Consider the following 24,318-nt stretch of genomic DNA (forward strand, 5'->3'; position numbering starts at 1 on the left):
CCCGCGGTCAGCGGAGAAGTTGCCTCACTCGGAGACGTCCTCGCCGAAGTACTTCTCGCCCAGGTCGGCGAGGGTACCGTCGGCGCGCAGCTCCTCGAGGGCGCCGTCCACCGCCTGGGCCAGAGCCTCGCGATCCGGCATCACGACGAACGCCGACTGCGACTCCTCCTCGGTCTCTGCGGCGACCTTGATGCCGGAGGCGTCCTCGGTGTTGGCGTAGTCGAGGTAGGTGAGGCTGTCGTTGATCGTGGCGTCCACACGGCCCTCCTCCAGGAGGGCAACAGCCTGCGCCCAGCCCTCGACGGCCTCGACCTCGGCGCCGCTCTCCTTGGCGAGCTCGTTCCAGTTGCTCGTGAGCGACTGGGCAGTCGTCTTGCCGTCCAGGTCGTCCCAGCTCGTGATGTCGTTGTTGTCCGCGGCCACCACGAGCACGCCAGTCGACACCGTGTACGGCGTCGAGAAGACGTAGTCGGCCTCGCGCTCCGGCGTGATGGTCACCTGGTTCGCGATCGTGTCGAAGCGGCCGGCACCCAGGCCGGCGAAGATCGCGTCCCACTGGGTCTCCTGGAACTCGATCTCTAGGCCCAGGTTCTCGGCGACGGCCTCCGCCACCTCGACGTCGTAGCCGACCAGCTCGCCGGTCTCGTCGTGGTAGCTGAACGGCTTGTACGTGCCTTCCGTGGCGACGATCAGCGTGTCCCCCGACAGTCCGAGCTCCTCGCCCGCGCCGCCAGGCTCGCCCGAGCTGCCACAGCCGGTCAGGGCCAGGAGGGCAGCCGAGGCTGCGGTGGCCGTGAGGAGGGCGCGGTTGCGAGACATGGTGAAGGCTCCGTTCGATGGTCGGCACACATCGGCATTGCCGATACGCGCCCCAAAAATAACCGATAGTCAGTACGAACTCACACACGCTCGCTCCGGCGCCACCGTTCGGGAGTGGTGCCGAACCGGTCCTTGAACCGCCGCACCAGGTAGCTGGCGTCCCGCAGGCCGGTCCTGGCGGCCACCGCGCCGAGCGGCAGATCCGTGTCGCGGAGCAGCCGACGCACCTCGGTCATGCGGCGCTCCGTGATCCATTCGAGCAGGGTGCGGCCCGTGCGTTCCCGGACCACCGTGGTCAGATAGCCCGGCGTGTAGCCCAGCGCCCGTGCGACGTCGGCCGCCGAGACCGGGTCCCGGAACGTCGCCTCGATCTCGTCGAAGACGCGTGTCACGAGGGGGTCCGGCGGCGCGGGGGCCGACGGCGCGAGGCGCGCCGCCCCGACGAGGACTCGGGTCAGCAGAGCCGACGCCGCATCGCGCGCCCCGAGTCGGCCCGGCTCCGCCAGCTCCTCCGCGAGCTCCGTCAGCCACGCCGCCCAGCGCGGGCGCTCGGCCGCCGGGACGGTCGTGCTCACGACGGCGGGCAGGCCGGGGGCCGCGGAGCCGGTGACGTCCGTGGCGAACAGCGCGAGGAGCGGGTGGTGCGCCCAGGCAAGGGGCGAGACCGAGGCGAGCGAGGGGACGGCGTCGGGCGTGAAGGCCACGCTCCAGGCCCGGCAGTGCATCAGGTCGGCGAGCTCCGCGGCGCCGATCGGCTGTCCGGGCGGCACGGCGTGCAGGTCGCCGTCGCGCAGCGGAGTGTCCTGGCCGCCGAGGGCGACGGCGCCCCCGCCCCGTTCGACGTAGACGAGCACGAAGAAGTCGTGCACGTGCCGGTGGTCGGGCGGCAGGTGGACGTGCTCGTCGTCGGCGTCGACCCGGGTGACCCGGACCTGCGGACTGCCCGGGCGGAGCGGGTACCCGTAGACGGGGGTGCCGTCCGGGCGCACGGTGCGCAGCCGGTACATGCTGTGCCGGGCCGGGGTGCTGCCCGAGGATCGTGCCATCGTCACCGACTTCTGTCCGGTCTTCCACCCGCAGGATGTCCAATGCTGGAGTGCAGCGGGACCTGCTCGCAGGTTCAGCGTAACCAGCGGATGGAAGGCACCCGATGAACGACGACACGAACGTGCGGATCCTCGATCACCGCACCCCCGAGGAACGCGACCGCGAGTTCCTGCCAGGTATGGGCAAGCCCTGGCTGCTTCCGCTCTACAACGTGTTCGCGCGTTTCTCCAAGGTGCGGGCCGTGTACGACCGCGTGGCAGCGCTCGCGGGCATCGCTCCCGGCGAGTCCGTGCTCGACGTCGGCTGCGGCACCGCGAACCTGTCGCTCGCCGTGCTGCGGGCGCAGCCGGCCGCCCGGGTCACCGGACTGGATCCTGACGCGAGCGCGCTACGTATCGCGGCCCGCAATGCGTCCCGGCGCGGCGTTCCGCTCACCCTCGTCCAGGGGTTCGCCGACCGGCTCCCCACCGGCGACGGCTCGATCGACCACATCGTCTCCTCCCTCGCACTGCACCACGTGCCCGACGAGGGCCGGGTCCTGTTCGGGCGGGAGGCCTTCCGGGCGCTCCGCCCGGGCGGGACGGTGACCATCGTGGACTTCGGGAGCTCGCCAGGGGACGGAGGCGCACACGGTGGCGCCCACGGGGGCGCGCACGGCGGAGGGCGGGAACATCCGCACTGGTACGGCAGGGTGCGCGGGCACGGTGGGCTGCGGCGTGGCCGTTCCGCCGTGGCGAACAATCCGCGCACCGCCCCGAACCCGGAGGGCGGCCTGGTGCGCCTGCTCGCGGACGCCGGGTTCACCGACGCCCGCGAGGTCGAGCGCGTCGAGCACCGGTACGGGCCGCTCACGTTCGTGCAGGCGACTCGGGTCTGAGGGACGGAAGTGCGGGCGGTCGGGCAGGGGGTCCGGCCCGGAGGAGACGTATACGTGCGCGAGGGGGTAGCGGACAGGTAGCACTGCCACGTGTCCGTTACCCCCTCGCGCGCATACACGTTCCCGGCCTGCGCCGCTGACGACACCGCACTGACCGACGCCGCGTCGACACCCAAGGTGACCGACGTCGTCACAGGCGCGGGATCGCTACGGGCGGCGGCGCACCAGCGGGGCCGGCAGAGCGGGCGGCGCCGCGGCGGGACGCTCCGCGAGCCGGCGGAACGCCTCGGCCATGCCGGCATCGAGCTGCGGGTCGACGTCGGAGAAGTAGTCAGCCGGCGTGTGCCGCACCTCGATGTCGGGGTCGACGCCGTGGTTCTCCACGTCGAAGCCCTTCCCGTCGAGCCAGAAGGCGTATCGCGGCTGGGTGATGCCGGTGCCGTCCACCAGCCCGAAGCGACCGTCGATGCCGACCACGCCACCCCAGGTCCGGACGCCAACGACCGGCCCGACGCCGAGCGCCTGCGCCGCGGCGTTCACGATGTCGCCGTCGGATCCCGCGTACTCGTTGGTGACGAGCACGACCGGCCCACGCGGTGCGCGGTCGGGGTACGAGGCCGGGCGGTCGTAGTGCCGGTTCAGCCCCCAGCCCGCGACGCGGGCGGCGAGGCGCGCGATCACGAGCTGCGAGGTGTGCCCGCCGCCGTTGAACCGGACGTCCACGACGATGCCCTCGCGTTCCGCGGCGAGCCGCAGGTCGCGGTGGAGCTGGGCCCAGCCGGTGCTCATCATGTCCGGGACGTGCACGTACCCGAGGCGGCCGTCCGACTTCTCGGCGACGTACTCGCGGCGCGACCGCACCCAGTCCTGATATCGCAGGTCGGACTCATTGGCGAGCGGCACGACGACGACGCGGCGGTCGGCGGCAGCGCTCGCACCGTCCGCGGCCTGCCCGTCGGTGGATGCGGGGCGCCGCAGCGTCAGCTCGACCGGAACCTCGGCCGCGCCGACCAGGTTCGCCGACGGGCCGGCCACCGGATCCACCGGCCGCCCGTCCACGGCGACGATCAGGTCGCCGGGGCGCGCGTCGACGCCGGCCGCGCGCAGCGGTGAGCTTGCTCCCGGGTCGGACGACTCGCTCGGCAGCACCCGCTCGATCCGCCAGCCGTCGGGTGTCCGGGTGAGATCGGCGCCGAGCAGGCCGAGCCTGCGTGAGGTGTCACCCGGCTCGTGCGGCCCGCGCACGTAGGCGTGCGACGTGTTGAGCTCGGCGACCGTCTCCCAGAGCACGTCGACGAGGTCGTCGTGCGTGGCGATCCGGTCGACCAGCGGGCGCCACCGTGCCACCACACCGTCCCAGTCGACGCCGTTCATGTCCGCCCGCCAGTAGTGGTCGCGCATGATGCGGGCGTTCTCGTCGAACATCTGGTGCCACTGGGCGCGCGGGTCCACCTCGTAACGGACGCGGGACAGGTCGATCTCGAACGCGGAGGGGTCGTCGTCGCCGGGCTTGCTCGTCGCCGACTGGGTGCTGAGGCTCGATCCGGACCGGATCACGGTGCGCTCACCGTCGCCCGACACGGCATAGGAGCTCACCTTGTCCGCGACGTCCGTGGCCTTGCGGGCCTCGAACGACCAGAACTGCAGCACGTTGGGCGCCGGGTCCTCCTCGGTCCCGGCGTGCCGCGAGCCGAGCACTCCGGCGTCGTCGGTCTCGTGCACCCAGAGCACACCGCCCTTGGCCCCGCGCAGGTCGCGGTAGCGGCCCGACGTCACGGGGAACGGCACCACGCGCTCCTCGGCGCCGTCGAAGTCGATGTCGGGCGAGGCGGCGGCACCGTCGTGCCTGCCCTCGTCGGGCTTGTTCTCGCCGGCCTTGCTTCCGTCCTTGCCGGCGGCCTTCTCGTCCGGGCCGCTGTCGTGCTTGTCGCCGTCCTTGTCCTTGTCGTCCGGCTTGCTCAGGCGCCAGCCGTCGGCGCTCGGCCCGAACGGCGCGGGTTCGGTAGCGGCCAGCGGGATGAGCCACGGCCGGGTGGCCGCGCTGAACGACAGCGCGAACTCGTGCGAGTCGTAGGACGGGTCGAACGTGCGGTCCGACAGGAAGACCAGGTACTTGCCGTCGTCGCTGAACGCCGGCGAGAAGTCGTGGAACCGGCCCGAGGTGAGCGGGGTGGCCGACGGGTTCTCGGCGTGCAGGTCCGCGACGAGGATCTGGTGGTGATCGCCCTCCGCGCCGGTCGGGCTGGACCAGGCGAGGTAGCGCCCGTCCGGGGAGAACGTCGGGGACTCCGCCTCGCCGTTGCCGGACCGGCCGAGCAGGGTGACGGTCCCCGGAGCGTTGCCGTCGGACGCCGCGTCGACGGGGGTCGCGACCAGGCTCACGCGGCCGTCGTGCGAGATGGCCGCGACCTGGTCGCCGGAGGGGCTCGCGGTCAGGTGGAGCACCCTGCCCAGCTCGCCGCGGGCGAGGCGCTGCGGCGCGGCATCCGGGGCTACGCCGGTGGCGCCGGGGAGGGCATGGATCTCGATCGCGTCCTCCCTGCTCCCGTCCTGTACCTCGCCCTCGCCCTCGCTCCGCGGAGCGTCGGTCACCACGGCCGCGCGAGCGGTGCCGCCGAGCAGCACGGGCTCGCGCACGCGGACCGACGGGTCGGCGACGAGCGCCCGGGCCGGTCCGGCGCGGTGGGTGACCCAGAACGCGGTGCCGAGCCAGCCCACGACGCTCGCGTCGCCGGTCTTGTCGACGGCCAGGCCGTCGATCGTGACCCGAGCCGACTCGGGGTCGGCCGAGTACGGCTGCGGCAGGGCACCCGTGAGCGTGATGTCGAGGCGCCGCGGGGTGCCGTCCAGCGCGTCGAGCAGCCAGAGGTCGCCGCGGCTGTGCCACACGATGCGCGTGCCGTCGGATGCCGCGTCACGGACGTAGCCCTCGGCCTCCGTCTGGGTGGTGAGCTGCCGGGGCTCGGGGGTCTCCGCGCGGGTGGCGAGGCCGTCGAGCACCCACAGGTTGGCCTGCTCGTCGGCGTGGTCGGGGAACGTCGCCCCGCGGTCGGACGTGAACACCAGCGTGTCGCCGACCCAGATCGGGTCGTAGGTCCCGGCCTCGTCGCCGGGCAGGGCGCGCTGCCAGTCGTCTCCGCCCCGGTCCAGCCAGAGCACCGAGGCCGTGCCGCCGCGGTATCGCTTCCAGTAGGCGGGGGTGCGGTAGCCCGCTGAGACGAGCGCCGTCGTGCGTGCGCCGTCCGGGCCCTCGTGCTCGGCGACGCCCCACGCGGGCCCGTAGCGCGGGATCTCGACGACGCCGTCGAGGCCGACCGACCGCACCAGGGTCAGCGACCGTTCGTGCGTGCCCGCGTTGGACGCGACGAGCACCCGGTCGTCGTCCCAGCCGAGCACGGTGGTGGTGGTTCCGCCGAGCCAGGTGAGGCGCCGCGTGGCGCCGTCCGCGAGCTCGATCACGTAGGCCTCGGGATGGCCGTCCTTGTGGGACACGTATGCGAGCCGCGTGCCGTCGGGCGAGAAGCGCGGGGTGGTCGCGGGCGCGTGATCGCTGGTCAGACGCCACGCGCGGCCGCCGGACACGGGGGCGAGCCAGACGTCGTCGTCGGCCACGAACGCGACCTGGTCGCCGTGGATGTGGGGGTACCGGAGATAGGGCTGGGTCACCGGTTCAACGTACTCGTGGGGTCCGACACCCGTCACCGGAAATCGCTCAGGGCAGCCGGCAGCGTCCGGCCGGGCGTCCACATCGTGGTCCCATATCATGAAACGGTCTGGTGAGTGCCAGGTATGGTCCTGTTCGATGGGCACATCGAGGGCCGGAAGGCAGGACGATGACCGAGCACACCTTCGGGTTCCGCACGCGGGCCCTGCACGCCGGGGGCATCCCCGACGCAGCGACCGGGGCACGGGCGGTCCCGATCTACCAGACCACGTCGTTCGTGTTCCAGGACACCGACGACGCCGCGAACCTCTTCGCGCTGCAGAAGTACGGCAACATCTACTCGCGCATCGGAAACCCGACCGTCGCGGCGCTCGAGGAGCGGATCGCGTCGCTGGAGGGCGGCATCGGCGCCGTGGCGACGGCGTCGGGCATGTCGGCCGAGTTCATCACCTTCGCCGCGCTGGTCGGGGCCGGGGACCACGTGGTCGCCTCGGCGCAGCTGTACGGCGGCACCGTGACGCAGCTCGACGTGACGCTGCGCCGGTTCGGCGTCGAGACGACCTTCGTGCCGGGCAGCGACCCCGCTGACTACGCCGCGGCGATCACGCCCGAGACCAAGGTGCTGTACACGGAGGTCGTGGCGAACCCGTCGGGCGAGGTCGCCGACCTCGAAGGGCTCGCCGAGGTGGCGCACGCGGCGGGCATCCCGCTGGTCGTGGACGCGACGCTCGCGACGCCGTACCTGGTGCGGCCGATCGAGCACGGCGCCGACATCGTGATCCACTCCGTGACAAAGTTCCTCGGCGGGCACGGTACGACGCTCGGCGGCGTCGTCGTCGAGTCCGGCCGCTTCGACTGGGGCAACGGCAAGTTCCCGCAGATGACCGAGCCCGTCCCGTCCTACGGGGACGTGCGCTGGTGGGCGAACTTCGGCGAGTACGGGTTCCTCACCAAGCTGCGGTCCGAGCAGCTGCGTGACATCGGTCCCGCGCTCTCGGCGCAGTCCGCGTTCCAGCTGCTGCAGGGCATCGAGACCCTGCCGCACCGCCTGGACGCGCACCTGGCGAACGCCCGGGCAGTGGCCGAGTGGCTCGATGCCGACCCTCGCGTCTCGTACGTGCTCTGGGCGGGCCTTCCCTCGCACCCGCACTTCGAGCGGGCGCAGAAGTATCTGCCGCTCGGCCCGGGATCCGTCTTCGCGTTCGGCCTGCGCGTCCCGGCGGACGGCGGCGCGCCCGTGCTCGACGGGCGCGACGCCGGACGGCTGTTCATCGAGTCGCTGCAGCTGGCGTCGCACCTGGCGAACGTCGGCGACTCCCGCACGCTGGTGATCCACCCGGCGTCGACCACGCACCAGCAGCTGTCCGCCGAACAGCTCGAGGCGGCGGGCGTGCCGGAGGACCTCGTCCGCATCTCGGTGGGCCTCGAGGACGTCGAGGACATCCTCTGGGACCTCGACCAGGCCCTGACCAAGGCCACCGGAGTGAACCGATGAGCGAGACCTGGCAGGCCCCGAGCGCCCAGGAACGGTTGCGTATCCTGCGTTCGACCACGTCGATAGCGATCGTCGGGGCGTCGGCGAACCCGGCGCGAGCGAGCTACTTCGTGGCGACATACCTGCTCTCCTCCTCCCCGTACGACGTGTACTTCGTGAACCCGAGGGCGACCGAGATCCTGGGGCACCCCGTGTACCCGAGCCTGGCCGACCTGCCCGTGGTGCCCGACCTCGTCGACGTCTTCCGGCGGCACGAGGACCTGCCGAGCGTGCTCGACGAGACGCTGGCGGTTGGTACCAAGACGCTGTGGCTGCAGCTCGGCTCGTGGCACGAGGACGTCGCGCGAAACGGGGAGGCCGCCGGCCTGAACGTGGTGATGGACCGGTGCGTCAAGATCGAGCACGCGCGGTTCCACGGCGGTCTGCACCTGGCGGGCTTCGACACGGGCGTGATCAGCTCCCGTCGGGCGGAGCGGTAGGGCCGGACCTCGCCGGCCGGGCGTACGGCGTGCGCGAAGGACCCCACCGCAGGCGCCACCAGCTGCCAGGTTCGCGTACGTCCGCCGCACGTAGACCGCCGCGACGCTGATTCCCTGGCGTCAGAGGGTCCGCAACGCTCTAGGGTCGGTTCACGATGAGCACACGCGTAGAACCGGTCAGTGAGACGCTTCTTGCCGAGCGGGTCTCCGAGTTCGTCCTCGCGCGAGCGGTAGGGCTGGACCCGGAGACCACAGGCCGGCCGGTCCGGCTGCTCGTCGACGGACACCCCTCCACGCACCCCGAGCAGCTCGCCGACGCCCTCGTCGCACCGTTCGAGGCCGCCGGTCGGCCCGCGGCGCGCGTCAGCGTCAGCGACTTCCTGCGACCGCGGTCGCTCCGCCTCGAACGGGGGCGCGAGGATCCGGACAGCCTCCTGGACGACTGGATCGACGTCGGCGCGCTGAACCGGGAGGTGCTGACCCGCCTCGTCGAGCGGCAGGAGTACCTGCCCAGCCTGCGCGATCCCGACACCGACCGCGCCACCCGAGCCGGATACCGCGGCACGGCGCCGGGCACCGTCGTCATCCTCGACGGTGCGCTCGCGATCGGCCGGGGCCTCGACGTGGACCTCGCCGTGCACCTCGCGCTCAAGCCGGCGACACTTCGGCGCCGGACGCCGCCCGAGGAGGCCTGGGCCGTCGCCGCCTACGAGCGTTACGCCCAGGAGATCGAAGGCGCGCCGGACCTGGTGGTCCGGGTCGACCACCCGGACCACCCGGCCCTCGTGCACGCCTGAGTCAGTGAACTGCGTCAGGTAACCGAGCCAGCGACCTACGTCAGCGAACCAGGCAGAACGGATGTCCCGCCGGATCGGCGAACACCCGGAACGTCTCGCTCCCGCCGGGCAGGCGGGTAGCACCCAGGGCGCGGACCGCCGCCTCGCCGGCATCGAGGTCCGCCACCTCGATGTCGAGGTGGAGCTGCTGCGGGTACGCGGGATCCGGCCACCGCGGCGCGTTGTACTCCTCCACCGACTGGAAGAGCAGGGGCCGGGAGCCGCCGAGCATCGCGACGCCGTCGGCGTCGTACACGACCGGCTCGCCCATAACGCTCGACCAGAACCTGGCGAGCGCCGACGCGTCCGGGCAGTCGAACGTCGTGCCCATGACGGTGACGCCGTCCGCCCCCTCCTTGAGGCACACGTCGAAGGGGTGCCCGGCGGGGTCGGCGAGCGTGATCCACTGCTCGTTCTCCCGCAGCAGGGTCGCCCCGAGCTCCACCGCCCGGGCGCTCGCGGCCGCCAGGTCCGGAACATAGAGATCGAGATGCGCTTGCTGCGGGTGCTCCTGCCCGGGCCACTGCGGCGGCACGAGGTTCGGCGCGAGCTGGAACGCGATGCCCCACCGGTCAGGGGTCACGACGGTGATCCAGTCGTCGTCCGCCTTCGACACGGTGGCGCCGGTCAGTGCCGTCCAGAAGTCCGCCTCGGCAGTGAGGTTCGGGACGTCCAGGACCACGGAGTCCAAGGTTCCCAGCCCGCCTGAAGCAGGCGCGGCAGAGGTTGATTCGGTCATGACCCAGCCCTTCACGTGGATGGTGCGCGAGCGCTTCGTACCACCACCTTGCACCGAGCCACTGACACTCCCCACCGGGCAGCTTGTCCACACAGTTATCCACAAAGTTTGTCCACAGACCTGTGAATACCTTGGCTGGCCCACGGGGCTCGAGCCCGGGGCCCGAGGTCGGGGCGTGAAGCTCAGCCGAGCCCCTACCGCGCCCTCCGCTGACCCTTGGCACCGAGCACGGTAGCGACTGCGGACCACGGTCGACGCGCGAGCCGCTGCAACCAGCCGGGCGGCAGCCATGCGGGCGGTTCCTCGGAGCCGTCACCGTGCGCGGCGGGTACCTCCTCGGCCCTTCCGACCCGGGCCGGCCCGACCCCGGCCGCGGCGGCCTCGGCCGCCTCGCTCCCGTAGTCGTGCCCCGAAGCCTCCGCCGCGTCGATCTCCGCGAGCAGAGCTCTCACCCGGGTCGTGATGTCGTCGACGATCCGTTCGATCTCCTCGACCGGCCGACCGGCCGGGTCATCGAGGGGCCAGTCGAGATAGCGACGTCCCGGGTAGACGGGGCAGGCGTCACCACAGCCCATCGTCACGATCACCCCGGACGCGCGCACTATGTCGTCCGTCAGCTCGCGCGGGAACTCGATGAGTCCGTCGAGGCCGCGGCGGGCCAGGACGGTCTCCGTCATCGGATCGGGCTCCACCGCGGGCCTCGATCCAGCGGTGCGGACGCGGATGCGGTCGCCCGCGAGGCGCCGGGTCACCGCCGCCGCGATCTGGGACCGGCCGGTGTTGTGCACGCAGACGAACAGCACGTCGTGCGCCGAACCGTGCGTCACCTCGGTCATGGCGGCGAGGCGGTCGGTCGCCAGCCACGCGGTGAGGGCGGGCAGGTGCCCGAACGACCCGATCTGCCCGCTCAGCGCCGCGTAGCACTCGCGGACCAGCCGGTCCACGGTGCCGGCGCCCGCGTTCGCGGCGAACCCGGCCGAGAGCGTATCGATCAGCCGGGCCAGCAGGGCGTCGTGGTCGTGCACATCGAGCGTCGCGTCACCCGGGTGGCGCGGGGCGGCGAGGGCCGCGGAGCCGAACCGCGCGATCCCGCGCGACGACACGCGGTACAGCGGGACCTCCGGGCCCGTGAGCTCGGCGAACGCCCCGACGGCGGCCACCAGGCCCACGGCGGCCATCGCCTCGAGGTCCTGTTCGATGTCCGCGACCTCGACGTCGGCGACGGCCCGCGCGTCACCAGCACGTCGCCGGAGCCCGTCCTTCGGCAGATCGCCGAGCACGGGCTGTGGAATCAGATCCGCCGCGGTCGAGCGGCCCGCGGGGTGCGTGAGCATACGAGCCAGCAGGCGCAACCGCTCCGGGTTCGCCATGGTGAGTTTCTGCGCGGAGCGCAGCTCGTCCGGGGTCATGGATTCTCCTTGGCCGACGGCGGTGTGGCCGAACGCCAGGAGCGAGGCTACCTCGCTGCTTCGCTGAGCAGCGCACCGAGCCGGTCGAGCGAACCGGGCACCACCGAGTAGTAGGCCCACTTGCCGCGCTGCTCCCGGGCGAGCAGACCGGCGTCGACCAGGATCTTCAGGTGGTGGCTCACGGTGGGCTGGCTCAGGCCGACGGGTTCGGTGAGATCGCACACGCAGGCCTCGCCGCCGTCGTGCGCCGCGACGATCGACAGGAGGCGCACGCGCGTGGGGTCGCCCAGGGCCTTGAAGGAGCGGGCGAGATCGGCGGCCGCCTCCGGGTCGGCGGCCTCGCGGACCAGGGGAGCGCAGCACGTGCCGGACGTCGGGGCGACCGATGGGGCCTCGAGTGCGATCGTCGTCATGCCCCCATCTTGCCACGCATCGAAGTTTCTGGATATGTTCAGTCCAGCAATACATCGAAGTTCTTCGATCTGATACGACAGAGAAGACGGTGACAGCATGACTGCAGCGCAGAACCTTCCGGTCGTGGTGATCGGCGCGGGGCCCGTCGGCCTGGCCGCCGCGGCGCATCTCGCCGAGCGCGGGCTCGAACCCCTGGTGCTGGAGGCCGGCGACGGCCCGGGCTCCGCCGTGGCGCGCTGGGGCCACGTCCGCATCTTCTCCCCGTGGCGGTACGACGTCGACGCCGCCGCCCGCCGCCTGCTGACGGCCGGCGACGCCGGCTCGGGCAACGCGACCGGCGCCGCGGCGTGGACCGAACCCAACCCCGACGCTCTGCCCACGGGCGCGCAGCTGGTCGAGCAGTATCTCGTCCCGCTGGCCGAGGCGCTCACGGACCGCGCCGGGACGCAGATCCGGTACGGGACGCGCGTCCTTGCCGTGACCAAGGACGGCGCCGACCGCTCCCGGTCCCTGGGACGCGAGCGCCTGCCCTACCTGGTCCGGCTGGCCTCCGTCGCGGCGGACGGGTCGAGCACCGTCGAGGAGGTCCGCGCGCAGGCGGTGATCGACGCCTCCGGGACGTATCTGCAGCCCAACCCGCTGGGGACCTCGGGCCTGCAGGCGCTCGGCGAGGACGAGTCGGCGGGATACCTCGCAGGCGCCCTGCCGGACGTGCTCGGCCGTGACCGGGACCGGTTCGCCGGGCGGCACACCCTCGTCGTCGGCATGGGCCACTCGGCCGCGAACACGCTGCTCAGCCTGGTGGAGCTCGCCGAGCAGGACTCCGGTCCGGACGCGCCCAGGACCCGGATCACCTGGGCCATCCGTGGCGGAACGGCGCGCCGGCTGTACGGCGGCGGGGCCGACGACGAGCTTCCGGCGCGCGGCCTGCTCGGCATCCGCCTGCGCGACGCGGTGGAGGCAGGCCGGATCGAGCTGCTCACCCGGGTCGCCATCGACCGGCTGGAGCCTTCGTCCGACGGCGACACCGTGCGGGTACTTGGCACCGCCCGCCGCGAGGGCGTCGACGGAGCCCTCGACCTGGCCGTGCACACGATCGCCGCCGCCACGGGGTTCCGGCCCGACCTGACGATGCTGCGCGAGGTCCGGCTCGACCTCGACCCCGTGGTGGAGGCACCGCGGCAGATCGCGTCGCTCATCGACCCGAACCTCCACTCGTGCGGCACGGTCCCCGCGCACGGCGAGACCCAGCTCAGGCACCCGGACGCCGGGTTCTACCTGGTCGGCATGAAGTCGTACGGCCGGGCCCCGACGTTCCTCCTGGCCACGGGCTACGAGCAGGTCCGGTCGATCGCCGCGGCGCTGGCCGGTGACCGGGCAGCGGCCGACGCGGTCGAGCTGAACCTCCCGCAGACCGGCATCTGTTCGTCCGATCTCGCACTGGCCGCCGACGCCGACGGCGTGGTCTCCCCGAAGGAGCTCGCCGCGTCCGGCCAGAGTTCGTGCTGCTCAGTCCCCGCCGGCCCGCAGCAGATCTCGATCGGGCGGGCGCCGGCCGAGGCCGCGCCGGTCGATACCGCGCCCGCCGCGCCGGTACCGGCGGGATCGGCCGGGTTCAGCACCGGCGTCGCACACGGCCGCTCTGCCGACTGACCACGCCCCGCCGAGGTAGGACTCTGGCGAGGTAGGACCGCAGCGTCAGTACGGTCCTACCTCGCCAGAGCCCTACCTCGGCGAAGCGATTATCTCGGTGGGGGTGTTGGCCGGGGCGGGTACAGCGCGGCGGCCAGGCCGACGCCGACCGCCCCGCCGACCAGCTGCGCCAGCACGAACGGCAGCACCGAACCCGGGGAGATCCCCGCGAACGTGTCGCTGAACACGCGCCCGATCGTGACCGCGGGGTTGGCGAACGACGTCGAGCTGGTGAACCAGTACGCGGCCCCGATGTAGGCGCCGACGGCCGGGGCGACCAGCCCGCCGCGGCCGGTACGCAGCAGGCCGAGGATCACGAGGACGAGGCCCGCCGTGGCCACGACCTCTGCGAGCAGCGTGGCGCCCGTCGCCCGGTCGGTGGTCGCGATCGCCGTCGGTACGCCGAACATCGCGTTCGCCAGCAGGGCGCCACCGATCCCGCCAGCTACCTGCGCGGCGACGTACGCGCCCACGTCCCCGAGCCGCGCCCCGGCGGCCGTACGCCGGCCGAGGACCCAGTCCACGAGCGTGACCACGGGATTGAAGTGCGCCCCGCTCACCGGACCGAGCAGGGCGATCAGCACGGCCAGCCCGAGCGCGGTCGCGATCGAGTTCTCCAGCAGCTGCAGCCCGACGTCGTCGGGCGACAGGTTCGCCGCCGCGATCCCGGACCCGACCACCACAGTGACGAGCAGGCCGGTCCCGACGAGCTCGCCGAGCGCCCGCCGCCACAGCTCGGCGCGCATCATCACGGGCGCGCTCACCAGCGCGCCACGCGCCGCGCTCACCGGTGTGCCACTCGGTGCAGTCATGCGACGGGCTGCACGCCGAGCTCGGCGAGCAGGCCCCGGACGCGCCGCTCGATCTCGTCACGGATGGGGCGGACGGCGTCGATGCCCTGCCCTGCCGGGTCGTCGAGCTCCCAGTCCTGGTAGTTCTTGCCCGGGTAGAAGGGGCACGCGTCGCCGCAGCCCATCGTGATGACGACGTCGGACGCCTGGACGGCCTCGTCGCTCAGGATCTTGGGCTTCTCGTCGCGGATGTCGACCCCGACCTCGAGCATGGCCTCCACGGCTACCGGGTTGATGTGCTCGGCGGGCATCGACCCGGCGGAGCGCACCTCGACGGCGCCGTCGGACAGCGCCCGGAGGAAGCCCGCCGCCATCTGCGAGCGCCCCGCGTTGTGCACGCAGACGAACAGGGCGGACGGCTTGTGCGGTGTCGAGATCTCGGGCACGGGGCTCTCCAGTGTGGTTCGTGAGGGATGCTGGCGGTTCTGCTGGTAGTTCTGGTTGCCGCCCGACAGGTTCGCGACGTCCGCGAACCCGAGGTTGCGCAGCACGTTCTGGCCGGCGTTCCCGGTGACGCCCTTGTTGCAGTACGTCACCGTGGGCAGCGCCGGGTCGAGCTCGCTCGACCGCCGCCGGAGCTCCGCGAGGGGGATGTGCACCGAGTCGGGCACCGCGGACTTCGCGCGGTCCTTGGCGGAGCGCACGTCGACGACCTGGATCCGCTCACCCTCGGCCCGACGGTGGTCCAGCTCGGCCGGGCGGATCAGGGGCGCCTGCCCGTGGATCGCGTTGGTCAACGCCATGCCGGTGTAGTGGACGGGGTCCTTGGTGGTGGCGTAGGTGGGTGAGTAGGCGAGGTCCAGGTGGAACAGGTCGGCGACGTCCGCGCCGTAGGTGATCGCGGTGGCCAGGACGTCGATGCGCTTGTCCGCCCCCGAGGCCCCGATCGCCTGCGCGCCCAGGAGCCGGCCGGTGGCCCGGTCCGCGACCGCCTTGATGACCAGGGACGTGCCGCCCAGGTACTCCGGCCGGTCGGGCTTGATGTTGTGCAGCACCTCGACGTCGTACCCGGCGGCGCGCGCCTGGTCCTCGGTGAACCCGGTCTGGGCGACGCCGAGGTCGAAGACCCGCACGATCGACGTGCCGAGGATGCCGCGGTGCTCCAGCGGCCCGCCGGTCATCGCGTCGCCGGCGATGCGGCCCATCTTGTTCGCGGTCGAGCCGAGCGGCACCCAGACGGGCTCGCCGGTGATGACGTGGAAGGACTCGGCCACGTCCCCGACGGCCCACACGTGCTCGACGTTCGTGCGCTGGCGCCGGTCGACGGCGACTGCGCCCGTCGGTCCGAGCCGGACGCCGGCCTGCGTGGCCAGGTCGGTGTTCGGGCGGACGCCGACGGAGACGATCACCAGCTCGGCCTCGACATGCGCGGCCTCGCCGCCCGATCCGTCGGCACCCATCCCGTCGACACCGATCCCCTCGACGTCGACGCCGGTCACCCCGTCGCCGTCGGAGGTGATCCCCGCGACCCTGGTGGCGAGCCGCAGGTCGACGCCGTGCTTGCGCAGCTCGGAGTCCACCCGGACGGACATGTCCGCGTCCATGCGGGGCATCGCGTGGTCGAGCGCCTCGACGACCGTCACCGTCAGGCCGCGTGCCACGAGCTGCTCGGTCATCTCCAGGCCGATGTAGCCGGCACCGACGACCACGGCATGCCGCACGGGCCTGCCGCGCGACTCGCTCTCCTCGATCCAGGCCCGGATCGCGCGGGCGTCGGTGGGGGTGCGCACGGAGAACACGCCGTTCGAGTCCACACCCGGGATCGGCGGGACGACGGCGCGGACGCCGGTCGCCAGCACCAGCTCGTCGTAGGTGTCGACGAACGTGCGGCCGGTGCTCAGGTCGCGCACGGTCACGGTGCGGGCCTCGGCGTCGACCGCGACGACCTCGTGGCCGGTGCGCACGTCGACGTCGTACCGGGCCTTGAACCAGGCCGGGTCGCGGGGCGTCAGCTCGTCGATGTCGGCGACCTCGCCACCCACGAAGTAGGGCAGGCCGCAGCCCGAGTAGGAGATGTCGTGGTCGCGCTCGTACACCGTGACCCGCGCGGTCTCGGTGTTACGGCGGGCTTTCGCCGCGGCCGAGGTGCCTGCCGCCACTGATCCGACGATGACGATCTTCGGCGGGGCGCTCGCCAGGGGCTGGGCGTTCATCGGCTTCCTTCGGTCATCAGTGAGGCTTCGGCCGACGGTGTTCCGGCCGTCGGGAGCGGGACCTCGGGCACGAGGGAGGCGAGCAGCTCGCGCACCCGCCGGTCGAGCTCGTCGCGGATCGCGGCCACGCCCACGGGGGAAGCGAGCGCGGGGTCGCCCACCGTCCAGTCCTCGTACCGGGTGTCCGGCAGCACGGGGCACGCGTCGCCGCAGCCCATGGTCACCACGACGTCGGCGGCGCGAACGGCGTCGTCGGTGAGGGGCTTGGGATAGAACCGCGTGACGTCGTCGACGGCGTCCGCCGCGGCGGTGCCGCCGGGCTCGTCGAGGATGCTGCGGACGGCGGCGTGCACGTCGCTCGCGGGTGCGGAACCGGCGGAGCGGACCACCACCCGGTCGCCCGCGTAGTGCTGCAGCAGGGCCGCCGCGAGCTGCGACCGCCCGGCGTTCGCCACGCACACGAAGAGGACCTGGGGCTTGTGCCCGGCGTCGGGCGTGCGCGCCTTCTCGGCGTCGATGACGCGCTGCCGCGCGAAGTGCTCGGTGAGCGGAACCAGATGGGTGGCATGCCCGCCGCGCCGGGCGAGCGCCGTGTAGGACTCCCGGACCACCCGGTAGCACTCCTGCTCGGGGGTGCCGGGGTAGCGCTCGGCGAGCGATGCCGCGAGCCGGTCGAGCGCGGGGTCCACGTTGTCGAGCCCCGCGACCTCGCTGTGGCCCGTCGGGTCCGTGCCCGGACGCCCGGCCAGGCCGCCGCGCACCTGGACGGCCGCCGGGGCGAACCGGTCCAGCAGCGTGGTGACCGCGCCCCGGTAGCCCGGCGCAATGCGGTACCAGACCCAGGTGCCGCGCCGGTCCGCGGTGAGCAGGCCCACCTCGCGCAGCACCTTCAGGTGATGTGACACGGTCGGCTGCGAGACGGCGGTCAGCGTCGCGAGGTCGCCCGCCGTCGTCTCGCCGGTCGGGGAGGTGGCGATGGCCGACAGCATCCGGAGCCGGAGCGGGTCGGCGATGGCCTTGAGCGTCGCGGCGAGGTCGGCGGCGGCGTCGGCCCCGATCGCGTGGGCTTCAGCGGAGGTAGTGACGGGCCCCTCTTCACTTGCGCCCTGTATCGACATAGCTCTATGTTTACATCTGTCGATACAGGGCGCAAGCAGTCGAGGTAACGACAGGTCAGGCGTACAGGTCGCCCCAGTGGCCTGTACGCCTGACGCGTCCAAGGACGATCAGTCGAAGACGCCCGCCCGCACCGACGTCTCCGCGAGCCCGTCCGGCCCGGTGATGACCCGGTTGCCCCACGCCGTCCGCTGCGCGGGGTCGAAGCCCGTCACCATGTCGAGGTAGTCGACGCCGCCGCTGTTGCCGCTCCAGGACCAGGCGAACCAGCCGATCCCCTGGGACCGGGTGTACGACATGATCGTGTCCTCGTCGGGGTCACCGTCGGAGTGGTTGTGCCCGAACTCGCCGACGACGATCGGCAGCCCCTGGCTCGTGAAGGCGTCGAGGTAGGCGGTGATCTCGGCCGCGGTGTCGTACACGCCGTACATGTGCACGGAGAACACGGTGTTGCCGTCGGGGTCGGCCGCGAGGACGTCGTCGGCGGCGTCCCGCATGATGCCCTGCCAGTCCTGCCCCCACGACGGCGCGTCCACGATGATCGTGTGCTCGAACCCGGCGTCACGCAGGCGCTGGATCGCGGCGCTCGTGTCGGCGGCCCAGCTCGCGTTGACCGCCGCGTTGTTGCCGTAGGGCTCGTTGCCGAGGTTGATGATGACCCGGTCCTCGGTGCCCTGGAGCGTGGGCAGCAGCGAGATCCAGTAGCTCGCCGCGGTGTCGAGCGTGCTGGCTGCGGCCTCCTCGCCGTAGCCGGTGGTGTCGTGGTCCTCCAGCACGCAGATCAGCCGGTTCTCCGTACACAGGCTGACCACGTTCGCGACGTCGGCCGGGTCGTTCCGCGTCCAGCGGGTCCCATCGCTGAGCACCACGCGGACGGAGTTGGCCCCGGCGTCGGCGATGTCGGCGAACGAACCGGTCTGCCCGGCGTACCAGGTGTGGGCGTGGCTGACGCCGCGCAGCAGCAGGGGCGATCCGTCGCTCTCGACGAGCTGCCCGCCGCTGACATGGATGCCGACGGCGTGCGTGCCGCCGTCGGGCGTACCCGGTGTCGCGGCGCCGGCCGACTGGCCGAGCAGCGGGGCCAGCAGCAGGAACATCGCGGCAGCTGCGGTACCGGAGATGGTCGCGCGCGTGGGTCTCATGGTTGCTCCCCTTCGAGGTGTACGACGAGTACGGCCCTCGAAGGCTCTCCCGCGGGCACGCGGCGGAACAGCAGGTGAAACCTTTAGCCCGCCGAGGTCCCGGGCTTGGGCGGCCGCACCGTCGGCACGTCGCCCACGATCGGGATGGGGCGCCGGTGGAACGGGAACCCGTAGCGCGTGACCAGGCCCGCGAGCGTCGTGACCCGGTTGCGGGGCCCGACCAGCGACATGATGTGCACGAACAGCCAGACCAGCCACGCCGTGCCCTTGGTGAGCCGCAGCGGCCTGCCGCCCGGCAGGTTGATCTCGGCGATCGCGGCGCGGCGGCCGATCACCGCCATGGTGCCCTTGTCGACGTAACGCAGCTCCCCCAGCGGGCGGCCCGCCAGGAGCGCCTCGATGTTCCGGCCGATCAGGGCGCCGCCCTGGATGGCGGGCTGGGCGAGCTGCGGCAGGTCCGACGGCGACACCGCTATGTCGCCTGCGGCGAAGACCCCCGGCAGCCCCTCGACCTGCATGTCGTCGCCGATCTTGATGCGGCCGTACTCGTCCTGCGGCAGGCCCCACTTGGCGACCTCCTCGTGCGGGTGCACGCCCGCGGACCAGACGGTGAGGTCGGCGTGGATGCGGGTCCCGTCGGTGAGTACCACGGCCTCGCGCTCCACGGCGGCCACGCCGGCGCCCAGGTGCAGCGACACCCCGCGATGCCGCAGCTCCTTCGCCGCGTAGGAACGCAGCTTGGGCGCGAACGCCTTGAGGATCTCGCCGCCGCGCTGCACCACCTTGACCTCGAACGCGTCGCCGTGGATCTCCGGGTACGCCGGCGCCAGCCCGGCCGTGCGCAGCTCCGCGAGCGCGCCCGCGACCTCGACCCCGGTGGCGCCGCCGCCCACGACGACGACGCGCAGGCCGTCGTCGGCCCGCTTGGACTTCGCCGCCTTCTCCAGGCGGATGAAGAGGTTGTCGCGGATCCGCATGGCCTGCGACCGCGAGTACATGGGGAACGCGTACTCCTTGGCGCCCGGCGTGCCGAAGAAGTTGGTGGTCACGCCTGCGGTCACGACGAGGTAGTCGTAACTGATCCAGTGGTTGTTGAGCAGGCGGATTTTCTTCGCCTGGTGGTCCGCCTCCACCAGGTGCTCGTGCACCACGTGCACGTTCTTCTGCTTCAGTCGCAGGCCGCGCAGGAAGTAGGTGACGTCGCCCGGGTTCAGCCCGCCCGTCGCCACCTGGTACAGCAGCGGCTGGAACGTGTTGTAGACCCGGCGGTCGATCAGGGTGATCCGTACCGGCGCGTCCTTCAGGGCCTTCACGGTGGCCATACCGGCGAACCCTCCGCCGACCACGACCACGTGCGGTAGCGGCTCGGGGTGCCCGGCCAGTGGGGTCTCGAGGCCGTAGTCCTCGTCCTCGGTGTGCACGGGGGTGTGTGCGGAGTCGGTCACAGGCAAAAGTCTCTCACCGGTACGTTTCGACTCACATCCGCTGCGGGCCGACGGCGGTCCCGGGTTACCGTGGTCGGTCGTGAGCACCACCGACGACCTGACCCAGCAGCTGGCCCACGGCCTGAGGCCCCGGCACCTGACCATGATGGGGCTCGGTTCCGCGATCGGAGCCGGCCTGTTCCTGGGCTCCGGGCTGGGCATCGCCGCGGCCGGGCCCGCCGTCCTCCTCAGCTACGCGATCGCCGGCGCGATAGTGGTGCTCGTCATGCGCATGCTCGCGGAGATGGCCTCGGCGCTTCCGTCGAGCGGGTCCTTCTCCGTCTACGCGGAGGCCGCGCTGGGCCGCTGGGCCGGGTTCCTGATCGGCTGGCTGTACTGGTTCACCATCGTCATGGTGCTCGGCGTCGAGGTGACCGGCGTGGCCGGGATCGTGCACGGCTGGTGGCCGGCGGTGCCGCAGTGGGCGGTCGCGGCGGTCATCGTCGCGGTGTTCGGCGCGATCAACCTGATCGGCGTGCGCCAGTTCGGCGAGGCCGAGTTCTGGTTCGCCACCATCAAGGTCGCGGCGATCGTCGGCTTCCTGGTGCTGGGCGTGCTCATCGTGGCCGGCGTCGTGCCCGTGGCGGGCAGCGTCCTGGGGGACTGGGCGGCGCACGGCGGCTTCGCGCCCGCCGGCCTGCCCGGCATCGCGGCGGGCCTGCTCACCGTCGTGTTCGCCTTCGGGGGCATCGAGATCGTCACCATCGCGGCCGCCGAGGCGCGCGACCCGAGCACCGCCGTCGCCGCCGCTACGCGCACCATCCTCTGGCGCATCCTGTTCTTCTACGTGGGCTCGGTGGCGATCATGGTCGCCCTGATCTCCTGGACCGACGCCGCCCGCCTGGAGTCGCCGTTCGTGTCCGTGCTGCAGATGGCCGGGTTCGACGGCGCCGCGCGGCTCATGGAGGTCGTCGTGGTGCTGGCGCTGCTGAGCGCCTTCAACGCCAACGTCTACGCGACGTCCCGGATGCTGTTCTCACTCGGTGGCCGCGGCGACGCGCCGTCGGCCACCACCCGGGTCTCGCGCCGCGACGTGCCGTGGGTGGCCGTGCTGGTCTCGGTGTTCTTCGGCGTCGTGGCGGTGCTGCTGAACTACCTGCTGCCCGAGTCGCTGCTCGGGGTGCTGCTCAACGCCGTCGGCTCGGCGCTGCTCGTGGTGTGGCTGCTCGTCGTCGTCTCGCAGCTGCGGCTGCGGCCGCAGCTGGAGGCCGCGGCGGCCGAGCGCGGCGAGGCACTGCGCCTGCGCGCCTGGGGCTACCCCTGGCTCTCGTGGGTCACGCTGGTGGCGCTCGTGGCCGTGGTGGGCCTCATGCTGTCGGACGCCGCGGCCCGGGCGCAGATAGCCGCGACCGCCGGTCTGGTGGCGGTGATCCTGGTGGTCTACGCGATCGCGCGGGCGGTACGGCGGGAGCCCGCCGAGCCGGTCGGGTCCGCGCGGCGGTAGGCGTTCAGCAGACCGTCATCCGGGATCCACCCGCCGGTCGGACGGCCGCCAGCCCGGCCTCCGATCGTCGTCCGCATGAGTGAGAAGACTGCCGGCGACATGCCGGGCACCGACGTCGCCGAGAGCCAGTCGGCCGAAAGCACCACGTCCGCCGTCGACCGCCGGACGTTCCTGTCCCTGAGCAGCCTCGGCGCGGCCGGTGCCGCGACGGTGGCGGCCGCAGGGCCGGCGGCCGCCACCGAGCTCGCCCGGCACCCGCAGCGTGAGCTGCGGTTCGGGCGGGACGGCAAGTTCAAGATCGTCCAGTTCAACGACACCCAGGACGACGAGAAGATCGACCGCCGCACGCTGGAGCTCATGCGGGCGGTGCTCGACGACGAGCGGCCCGACCTCGTGATCCTCAACGGCGACAACATCACGGGTGGCTGCGACACCCCGCTCGAGATGCACCAGGCGATGAACAACGTGGTGCAGCCGATGGAGGAGCGGGCCGTGCCGTGGGCCATCACCTTCGGCAACCACGACGAGGACTCGACGCCGAAGAGCGGCCTCGACGAGGCCGACATGCTGGCCTTCTACCGGTCCTACCGCTACAACGTGAACGGCCCGACGGCTCGCGGCGTCACCGGCCAGGGCAACTCGAACCTGCTGATCGAGGGCACCGACGGTCGGCCGGCGTTCAACCTCTGGCTGCTCGACTCCGGGCGGTACGCCCCCGAGACGCTGGCCGGCCAGGACTTCGAGGGCTACCCCACGTGGGACTGGCTGCGCATGGACCAGGTCAAGTGGTACTACGACACGTCGGCGCAGATCGAGCGCCGGTTCGGGCACGTCGTCCCGTCGTTGATGTTCATCCACATCCCGCTGTGGGAGTACCGATTCATGTGGTTCGGCTCGGTCGACGGCCGGACCGACTCCGACCACGAGCGCGGCAAGGCCCGGCACCGCATCGAGGGCGAGCGGAACGAGGAGGAGTGCCCCGGGCCCTTCAACTCCGGCATGTTCTCGGCGATCCAGCACCGCGGCGACGTGCGCGGCGTGTTCTGCGGCCACGACCACGTGAACACCTACGCGGGCGACTACTACGGCGTGTTGCTCGGCTACGCCGGGAACACCGGGTTCGGCACGTACGGCCTGTCGGGCGCGGAGCGCAACCGGCTGCGCGGCGCGCGGGTCTACGACCTCGACGAGTCCGCGGACGGCGTGCTGACCGGCACGCGCATGCGGTTCGCCGGTGAGTTCGGCATCGACCTCACGGCGAACGACCAGTGGATGGAGCCCCTCCCGCTCCCGAAGGGCAAGTAGCGCCTGGCTGTGAGCGCGATCGTTGCGCCTAAAACGGAGGCGTAGGCGCAACGATCACGCCCACAACCAAGGGCGCATCGCGGGTGAGAGCATGTGCGCATGCCTGAGCTCCTCGCGGTCTGCCGCGTCCACGTTCTGCTTCCCGACGCCGGCACCGTGGGGGTGACGGCCATCGACAAGCGCCCGGTCGACGGACGGGTCAAGGTCCGGCCGCTCGGCCTGTACGCGGACGTCCAGGCGGACCGGGCGAACCACGGCGGTGCCGACCAGGCGATCTACGCCTACGCGCAGGAGGACGCCGACTTCTGGTCCGCCGAGCTGGGCCGCGCGGTCACGCCTGGCCTGTTCGGCGAGAACCTGCGCCTGAGCGGGCTGGACGTGAACCGCGCGGTGATCGGCGAGCAGTGGCGGGTCGGCTCGGCGCTGCTCGAGGTGACGCAGCCGCGCGTGCCGTGCCAGACCTTTGGCCGCCGGCTCGGTGAGCAGCGATGGGTGCGCCGGTTCACACAGGCCAACCGCACGGGTGCCTATCTGCGGGTCATCGAGAACGGCGAGATCGGCACGGGCGACAACGTCGACGTCGTGCAGGTACCCGTGCACGGGGTGACGATCGCGGACTGGTTCGCCGGACGCTACGGCGTCGCGCGCGGCGAGGTTGACGACGGCGCGCTCGCGGGCGACGAGAAGGGCGCCCCCGCCCCCGACATGCTGGAGAAGCTGGCACGACGGCTGCTGGACGCGCACGCCATCGGCGAGATCCGGCTCAGCGCCGACATGCTGCGCCGCAGCGAGCAGGCGGCGGCTCGAGCCGCCGTCGACTGACAGTGCGAGGGCCGTTCTCGGCCTCAGCGCCTCCGCTCGAAGCGGGTCCGCGCGGCGGCGTGGGCCTCGCGGAGGAGCCGTAGCACCGTGTCCGCGGTCCGGGTCCCCGGGGTGACGACGGCGATCCAGCCGGCCGACCCGTAGACCGGGTGCGGCAGCACGACGTCGGGCGTCGCCGGGTCGACAGGCTCCTGGCCGGTGGCCTCGCTGTCCGCGCCGCCGCCGAGAAGCTCCCGGAACGTCGCGCGGTCGACATGGATGTTCACGCGCCAGCGGCCGGCGGGGTCCAGGTCCGAGGCGGTGTCGTCCGGGTAGTTCTTGGTGACGATCGTCCCGAAGGGCTGGACGGTCCGGGGCATCACGCCGTCGGGGGCGTAGTAGAAGAACGCGTCGCCCCACGCCAGCTCCGGAACATCCGGGTCGCCGACGGCGGGTGCCACGACGAGCGAGCCCTCGAGGTCGCGCACGGTGCCGATGATCTGGTCGATACTCAGGTGGGTGCTCATGATTCAAGCATCACCTTCAAGTGC

At 72.3% G+C, this 24,318-nt stretch carries 20 protein-coding genes and 1 pseudogene; 8 read left to right on the forward strand and 13 right to left on the reverse strand.

Annotated elements, in window-relative coordinates:
• Window positions 1-24: 24 nt before the first annotated feature.
• Window positions 25-819 (reverse strand): amino acid ABC transporter substrate-binding protein, encoded by a 795-nt coding sequence (locus EW117_RS14455; protein WP_129787430.1) that lies wholly within the window; start codon window positions 817-819, stop codon window positions 25-27.
• A gap of 80 nt (window positions 820-899) precedes the next feature.
• A complete protein-coding gene (locus EW117_RS14460; RefSeq protein ID WP_207211875.1) occupies window positions 900-1,865 on the reverse strand; it encodes an AraC family transcriptional regulator in 966 nt (321 codons plus the stop codon).
• 104 nt (window positions 1,866-1,969) lie between these two features.
• Here EW117_RS14460 and EW117_RS14465 point away from each other — a divergent pair, with 104 nt between their 5' ends.
• Window positions 1,970-2,743, forward strand: a complete 774-nt coding sequence (locus EW117_RS14465) for a class I SAM-dependent methyltransferase (RefSeq protein WP_129787431.1) — start codon at window positions 1,970-1,972, stop codon at window positions 2,741-2,743.
• 207 nt (window positions 2,744-2,950) lie between these two features.
• Here EW117_RS14465 and EW117_RS14470 read toward each other — a convergent pair whose 3' ends face one another.
• A complete protein-coding gene (locus EW117_RS14470) occupies window positions 2,951-6,409 on the reverse strand; it encodes a S41 family peptidase (protein ID WP_242504293.1) in 3,459 nt (1,152 codons plus the stop codon).
• Between the two features lie 167 nt (window positions 6,410-6,576).
• Here EW117_RS14470 and EW117_RS14475 point away from each other — a divergent pair, with 167 nt between their 5' ends.
• From EW117_RS14475 to EW117_RS14485, 3 genes are all read left to right on the forward strand, one after another.
• A complete protein-coding gene (locus EW117_RS14475) occupies window positions 6,577-7,902 on the forward strand; it encodes an O-acetylhomoserine aminocarboxypropyltransferase/cysteine synthase family protein (RefSeq protein ID WP_129787433.1) in 1,326 nt (441 codons plus the stop codon).
• Window positions 7,899-8,381 carry a CoA-binding protein gene (locus EW117_RS14480; RefSeq protein ID WP_129787434.1) on the forward strand — a complete coding sequence of 161 codons (483 nt, stop codon included), beginning with the start codon at window positions 7,899-7,901 and terminating at the stop codon, window positions 8,379-8,381. Before EW117_RS14475 ends, EW117_RS14480 begins: the two co-directional genes overlap by 4 nt.
• 155 nt (window positions 8,382-8,536) lie before the next feature.
• Window positions 8,537-9,178, forward strand: coding sequence for a nucleoside/nucleotide kinase family protein (locus EW117_RS14485; RefSeq protein WP_129787435.1), 642 nt, complete (start codon window positions 8,537-8,539; stop codon window positions 9,176-9,178).
• 40 nt (window positions 9,179-9,218) lie between these two features.
• Here the strand turns inward: EW117_RS14485 and EW117_RS14490 are convergent, their stop codons facing one another.
• From EW117_RS14490 to EW117_RS14500, 3 genes are all read right to left on the reverse strand, one after another.
• Window positions 9,219-9,956: a VOC family protein gene (locus EW117_RS14490; RefSeq protein WP_129787436.1), complete on the reverse strand. Its 738-nt coding sequence runs from the start codon at window positions 9,954-9,956 to the stop codon at window positions 9,219-9,221.
• Between the two features lie 194 nt (window positions 9,957-10,150).
• Window positions 10,151-11,365, reverse strand: a complete 1,215-nt coding sequence (locus EW117_RS14495) for an arsenate-mycothiol transferase ArsC (RefSeq protein WP_207211876.1) — start codon at window positions 11,363-11,365, stop codon at window positions 10,151-10,153.
• A gap of 47 nt (window positions 11,366-11,412) precedes the next feature.
• Window positions 11,413-11,778: an ArsR/SmtB family transcription factor gene (locus EW117_RS14500; protein ID WP_129787437.1), complete on the reverse strand. Its 366-nt coding sequence runs from the start codon at window positions 11,776-11,778 to the stop codon at window positions 11,413-11,415.
• Window positions 11,779-11,875: 97 nt separating this feature from the next.
• Here EW117_RS14500 and EW117_RS14505 point away from each other — a divergent pair, with 97 nt between their 5' ends.
• Window positions 11,876-13,432, forward strand: a complete 1,557-nt coding sequence (locus EW117_RS14505) for an FAD-dependent oxidoreductase (protein ID WP_129787438.1) — start codon at window positions 11,876-11,878, stop codon at window positions 13,430-13,432.
• An 89-nt stretch (window positions 13,433-13,521) separates the two neighbouring features.
• Here the strand turns inward: EW117_RS14505 and EW117_RS14510 are convergent, their stop codons facing one another.
• From EW117_RS14510 to EW117_RS14530, 6 genes and pseudogenes are all read right to left on the reverse strand, one after another.
• A complete protein-coding gene (locus EW117_RS14510; RefSeq protein ID WP_129787509.1) occupies window positions 13,522-14,220 on the reverse strand; it encodes an aquaporin in 699 nt (232 codons plus the stop codon).
• 59 nt (window positions 14,221-14,279) lie between these two features.
• The gene (locus EW117_RS29770) at window positions 14,280-14,708 is read right to left on the reverse strand and encodes an arsenate reductase ArsC (RefSeq protein ID WP_207211882.1); all 429 of its coding nucleotides are present in this window, start codon (window positions 14,706-14,708) and stop codon (window positions 14,280-14,282) included.
• Window positions 14,709-14,759: 51 nt separating this feature from the next.
• Window positions 14,760-16,475: pseudogene (locus EW117_RS14515) on the reverse strand (FAD-dependent oxidoreductase); the annotation flags it as partial.
• A complete protein-coding gene (locus EW117_RS14520; RefSeq protein ID WP_129787440.1) occupies window positions 16,472-17,593 on the reverse strand; it encodes a metalloregulator ArsR/SmtB family transcription factor in 1,122 nt (373 codons plus the stop codon). The pseudogene EW117_RS14515 and the gene EW117_RS14520, both read right to left, overlap by 4 nt.
• A 108-nt stretch (window positions 17,594-17,701) precedes the next feature.
• Window positions 17,702-18,733: a glycoside hydrolase family 5 protein gene (locus tag EW117_RS14525; RefSeq protein ID WP_129787441.1), complete on the reverse strand. Its 1,032-nt coding sequence runs from the start codon at window positions 18,731-18,733 to the stop codon at window positions 17,702-17,704.
• 83 nt (window positions 18,734-18,816) lie between these two features.
• Complete coding sequence (locus tag EW117_RS14530; protein WP_422890936.1) at window positions 18,817-20,055, reverse strand: NAD(P)/FAD-dependent oxidoreductase; 1,239 nt, start codon at window positions 20,053-20,055, stop codon at window positions 18,817-18,819.
• Window positions 20,056-20,257: 202 nt separating this feature from the next.
• Here EW117_RS14530 and EW117_RS14535 point away from each other — a divergent pair, with 202 nt between their 5' ends.
• From EW117_RS14535 to EW117_RS14545, 3 genes are all read left to right on the forward strand, one after another.
• Complete coding sequence (locus EW117_RS14535; protein ID WP_129787442.1) at window positions 20,258-21,661, forward strand: amino acid permease; 1,404 nt, start codon at window positions 20,258-20,260, stop codon at window positions 21,659-21,661.
• Between the two features lie 75 nt (window positions 21,662-21,736).
• Entirely contained in the window at window positions 21,737-22,966 is a 1,230-nt protein-coding gene (locus tag EW117_RS14540) for a metallophosphoesterase family protein (RefSeq protein WP_242504295.1), read from the forward strand.
• A 99-nt stretch (window positions 22,967-23,065) separates the two neighbouring features.
• The gene (locus EW117_RS14545; RefSeq protein ID WP_129787443.1) at window positions 23,066-23,788 is read left to right on the forward strand and encodes an MOSC domain-containing protein; all 723 of its coding nucleotides are present in this window, start codon (window positions 23,066-23,068) and stop codon (window positions 23,786-23,788) included.
• A 23-nt stretch (window positions 23,789-23,811) separates the two neighbouring features.
• Here EW117_RS14545 and EW117_RS14550 read toward each other — a convergent pair whose 3' ends face one another.
• The gene (locus EW117_RS14550) at window positions 23,812-24,294 is read right to left on the reverse strand and encodes a DUF6194 family protein (protein WP_242504296.1); all 483 of its coding nucleotides are present in this window, start codon (window positions 24,292-24,294) and stop codon (window positions 23,812-23,814) included.
• Window positions 24,295-24,318: the final 24 nt, after the last annotated feature.

Origin of the sequence: Promicromonospora panici (assembly GCF_900608595.1) — a bacterium.
Taxonomy (GTDB): domain Bacteria; phylum Actinomycetota; class Actinomycetes; order Actinomycetales; family Cellulomonadaceae; genus Promicromonospora; species Promicromonospora panici.

Coding starts and splice junctions, on each gene's coding strand:
- EW117_RS14455 (WP_129787430.1), bottom strand. CDS start 819: ATGTCTCGCAACCGCGCCCTCCTCACGGCCACCGCAGCCTCGGCTGCC.
- EW117_RS14460 (WP_207211875.1), bottom strand. CDS start 1,865: ATGGCACGATCCTCGGGCAGCACCCCGGCCCGGCACAGCATGTACCGG.
- EW117_RS14465 (WP_129787431.1), top strand. CDS start 1,970: ATGAACGACGACACGAACGTGCGGATCCTCGATCACCGCACCCCCGAG.
- EW117_RS14475 (WP_129787433.1), top strand. CDS start 6,577: ATGACCGAGCACACCTTCGGGTTCCGCACGCGGGCCCTGCACGCCGGG.
- EW117_RS14480 (WP_129787434.1), top strand. CDS start 7,899: ATGAGCGAGACCTGGCAGGCCCCGAGCGCCCAGGAACGGTTGCGTATC.
- EW117_RS14485 (WP_129787435.1), top strand. CDS start 8,537: ATGAGCACACGCGTAGAACCGGTCAGTGAGACGCTTCTTGCCGAGCGG.
- EW117_RS14490 (WP_129787436.1), bottom strand. CDS start 9,956: ATGACCGAATCAACCTCTGCCGCGCCTGCTTCAGGCGGGCTGGGAACC.
- EW117_RS14495 (WP_207211876.1), bottom strand. CDS start 11,365: ATGACCCCGGACGAGCTGCGCTCCGCGCAGAAACTCACCATGGCGAAC.
- EW117_RS14500 (WP_129787437.1), bottom strand. CDS start 11,778: ATGACGACGATCGCACTCGAGGCCCCATCGGTCGCCCCGACGTCCGGC.
- EW117_RS14505 (WP_129787438.1), top strand. CDS start 11,876: ATGACTGCAGCGCAGAACCTTCCGGTCGTGGTGATCGGCGCGGGGCCC.
- EW117_RS14510 (WP_129787509.1), bottom strand. CDS start 14,220: ATGATGCGCGCCGAGCTGTGGCGGCGGGCGCTCGGCGAGCTCGTCGGG.
- EW117_RS14520 (WP_129787440.1), bottom strand. CDS start 17,593: ATGTCGATACAGGGCGCAAGTGAAGAGGGGCCCGTCACTACCTCCGCT.
- EW117_RS14525 (WP_129787441.1), bottom strand. CDS start 18,733: ATGAGACCCACGCGCGCGACCATCTCCGGTACCGCAGCTGCCGCGATG.
- EW117_RS14530 (WP_422890936.1), bottom strand. CDS start 20,055: ATGGCCACCGTGAAGGCCCTGAAGGACGCGCCGGTACGGATCACCCTG.
- EW117_RS14540 (WP_242504295.1), top strand. CDS start 21,737: ATGAGTGAGAAGACTGCCGGCGACATGCCGGGCACCGACGTCGCCGAG.
- EW117_RS14545 (WP_129787443.1), top strand. CDS start 23,066: ATGCCTGAGCTCCTCGCGGTCTGCCGCGTCCACGTTCTGCTTCCCGAC.
- EW117_RS14550 (WP_242504296.1), bottom strand. CDS start 24,294: ATGAGCACCCACCTGAGTATCGACCAGATCATCGGCACCGTGCGCGAC.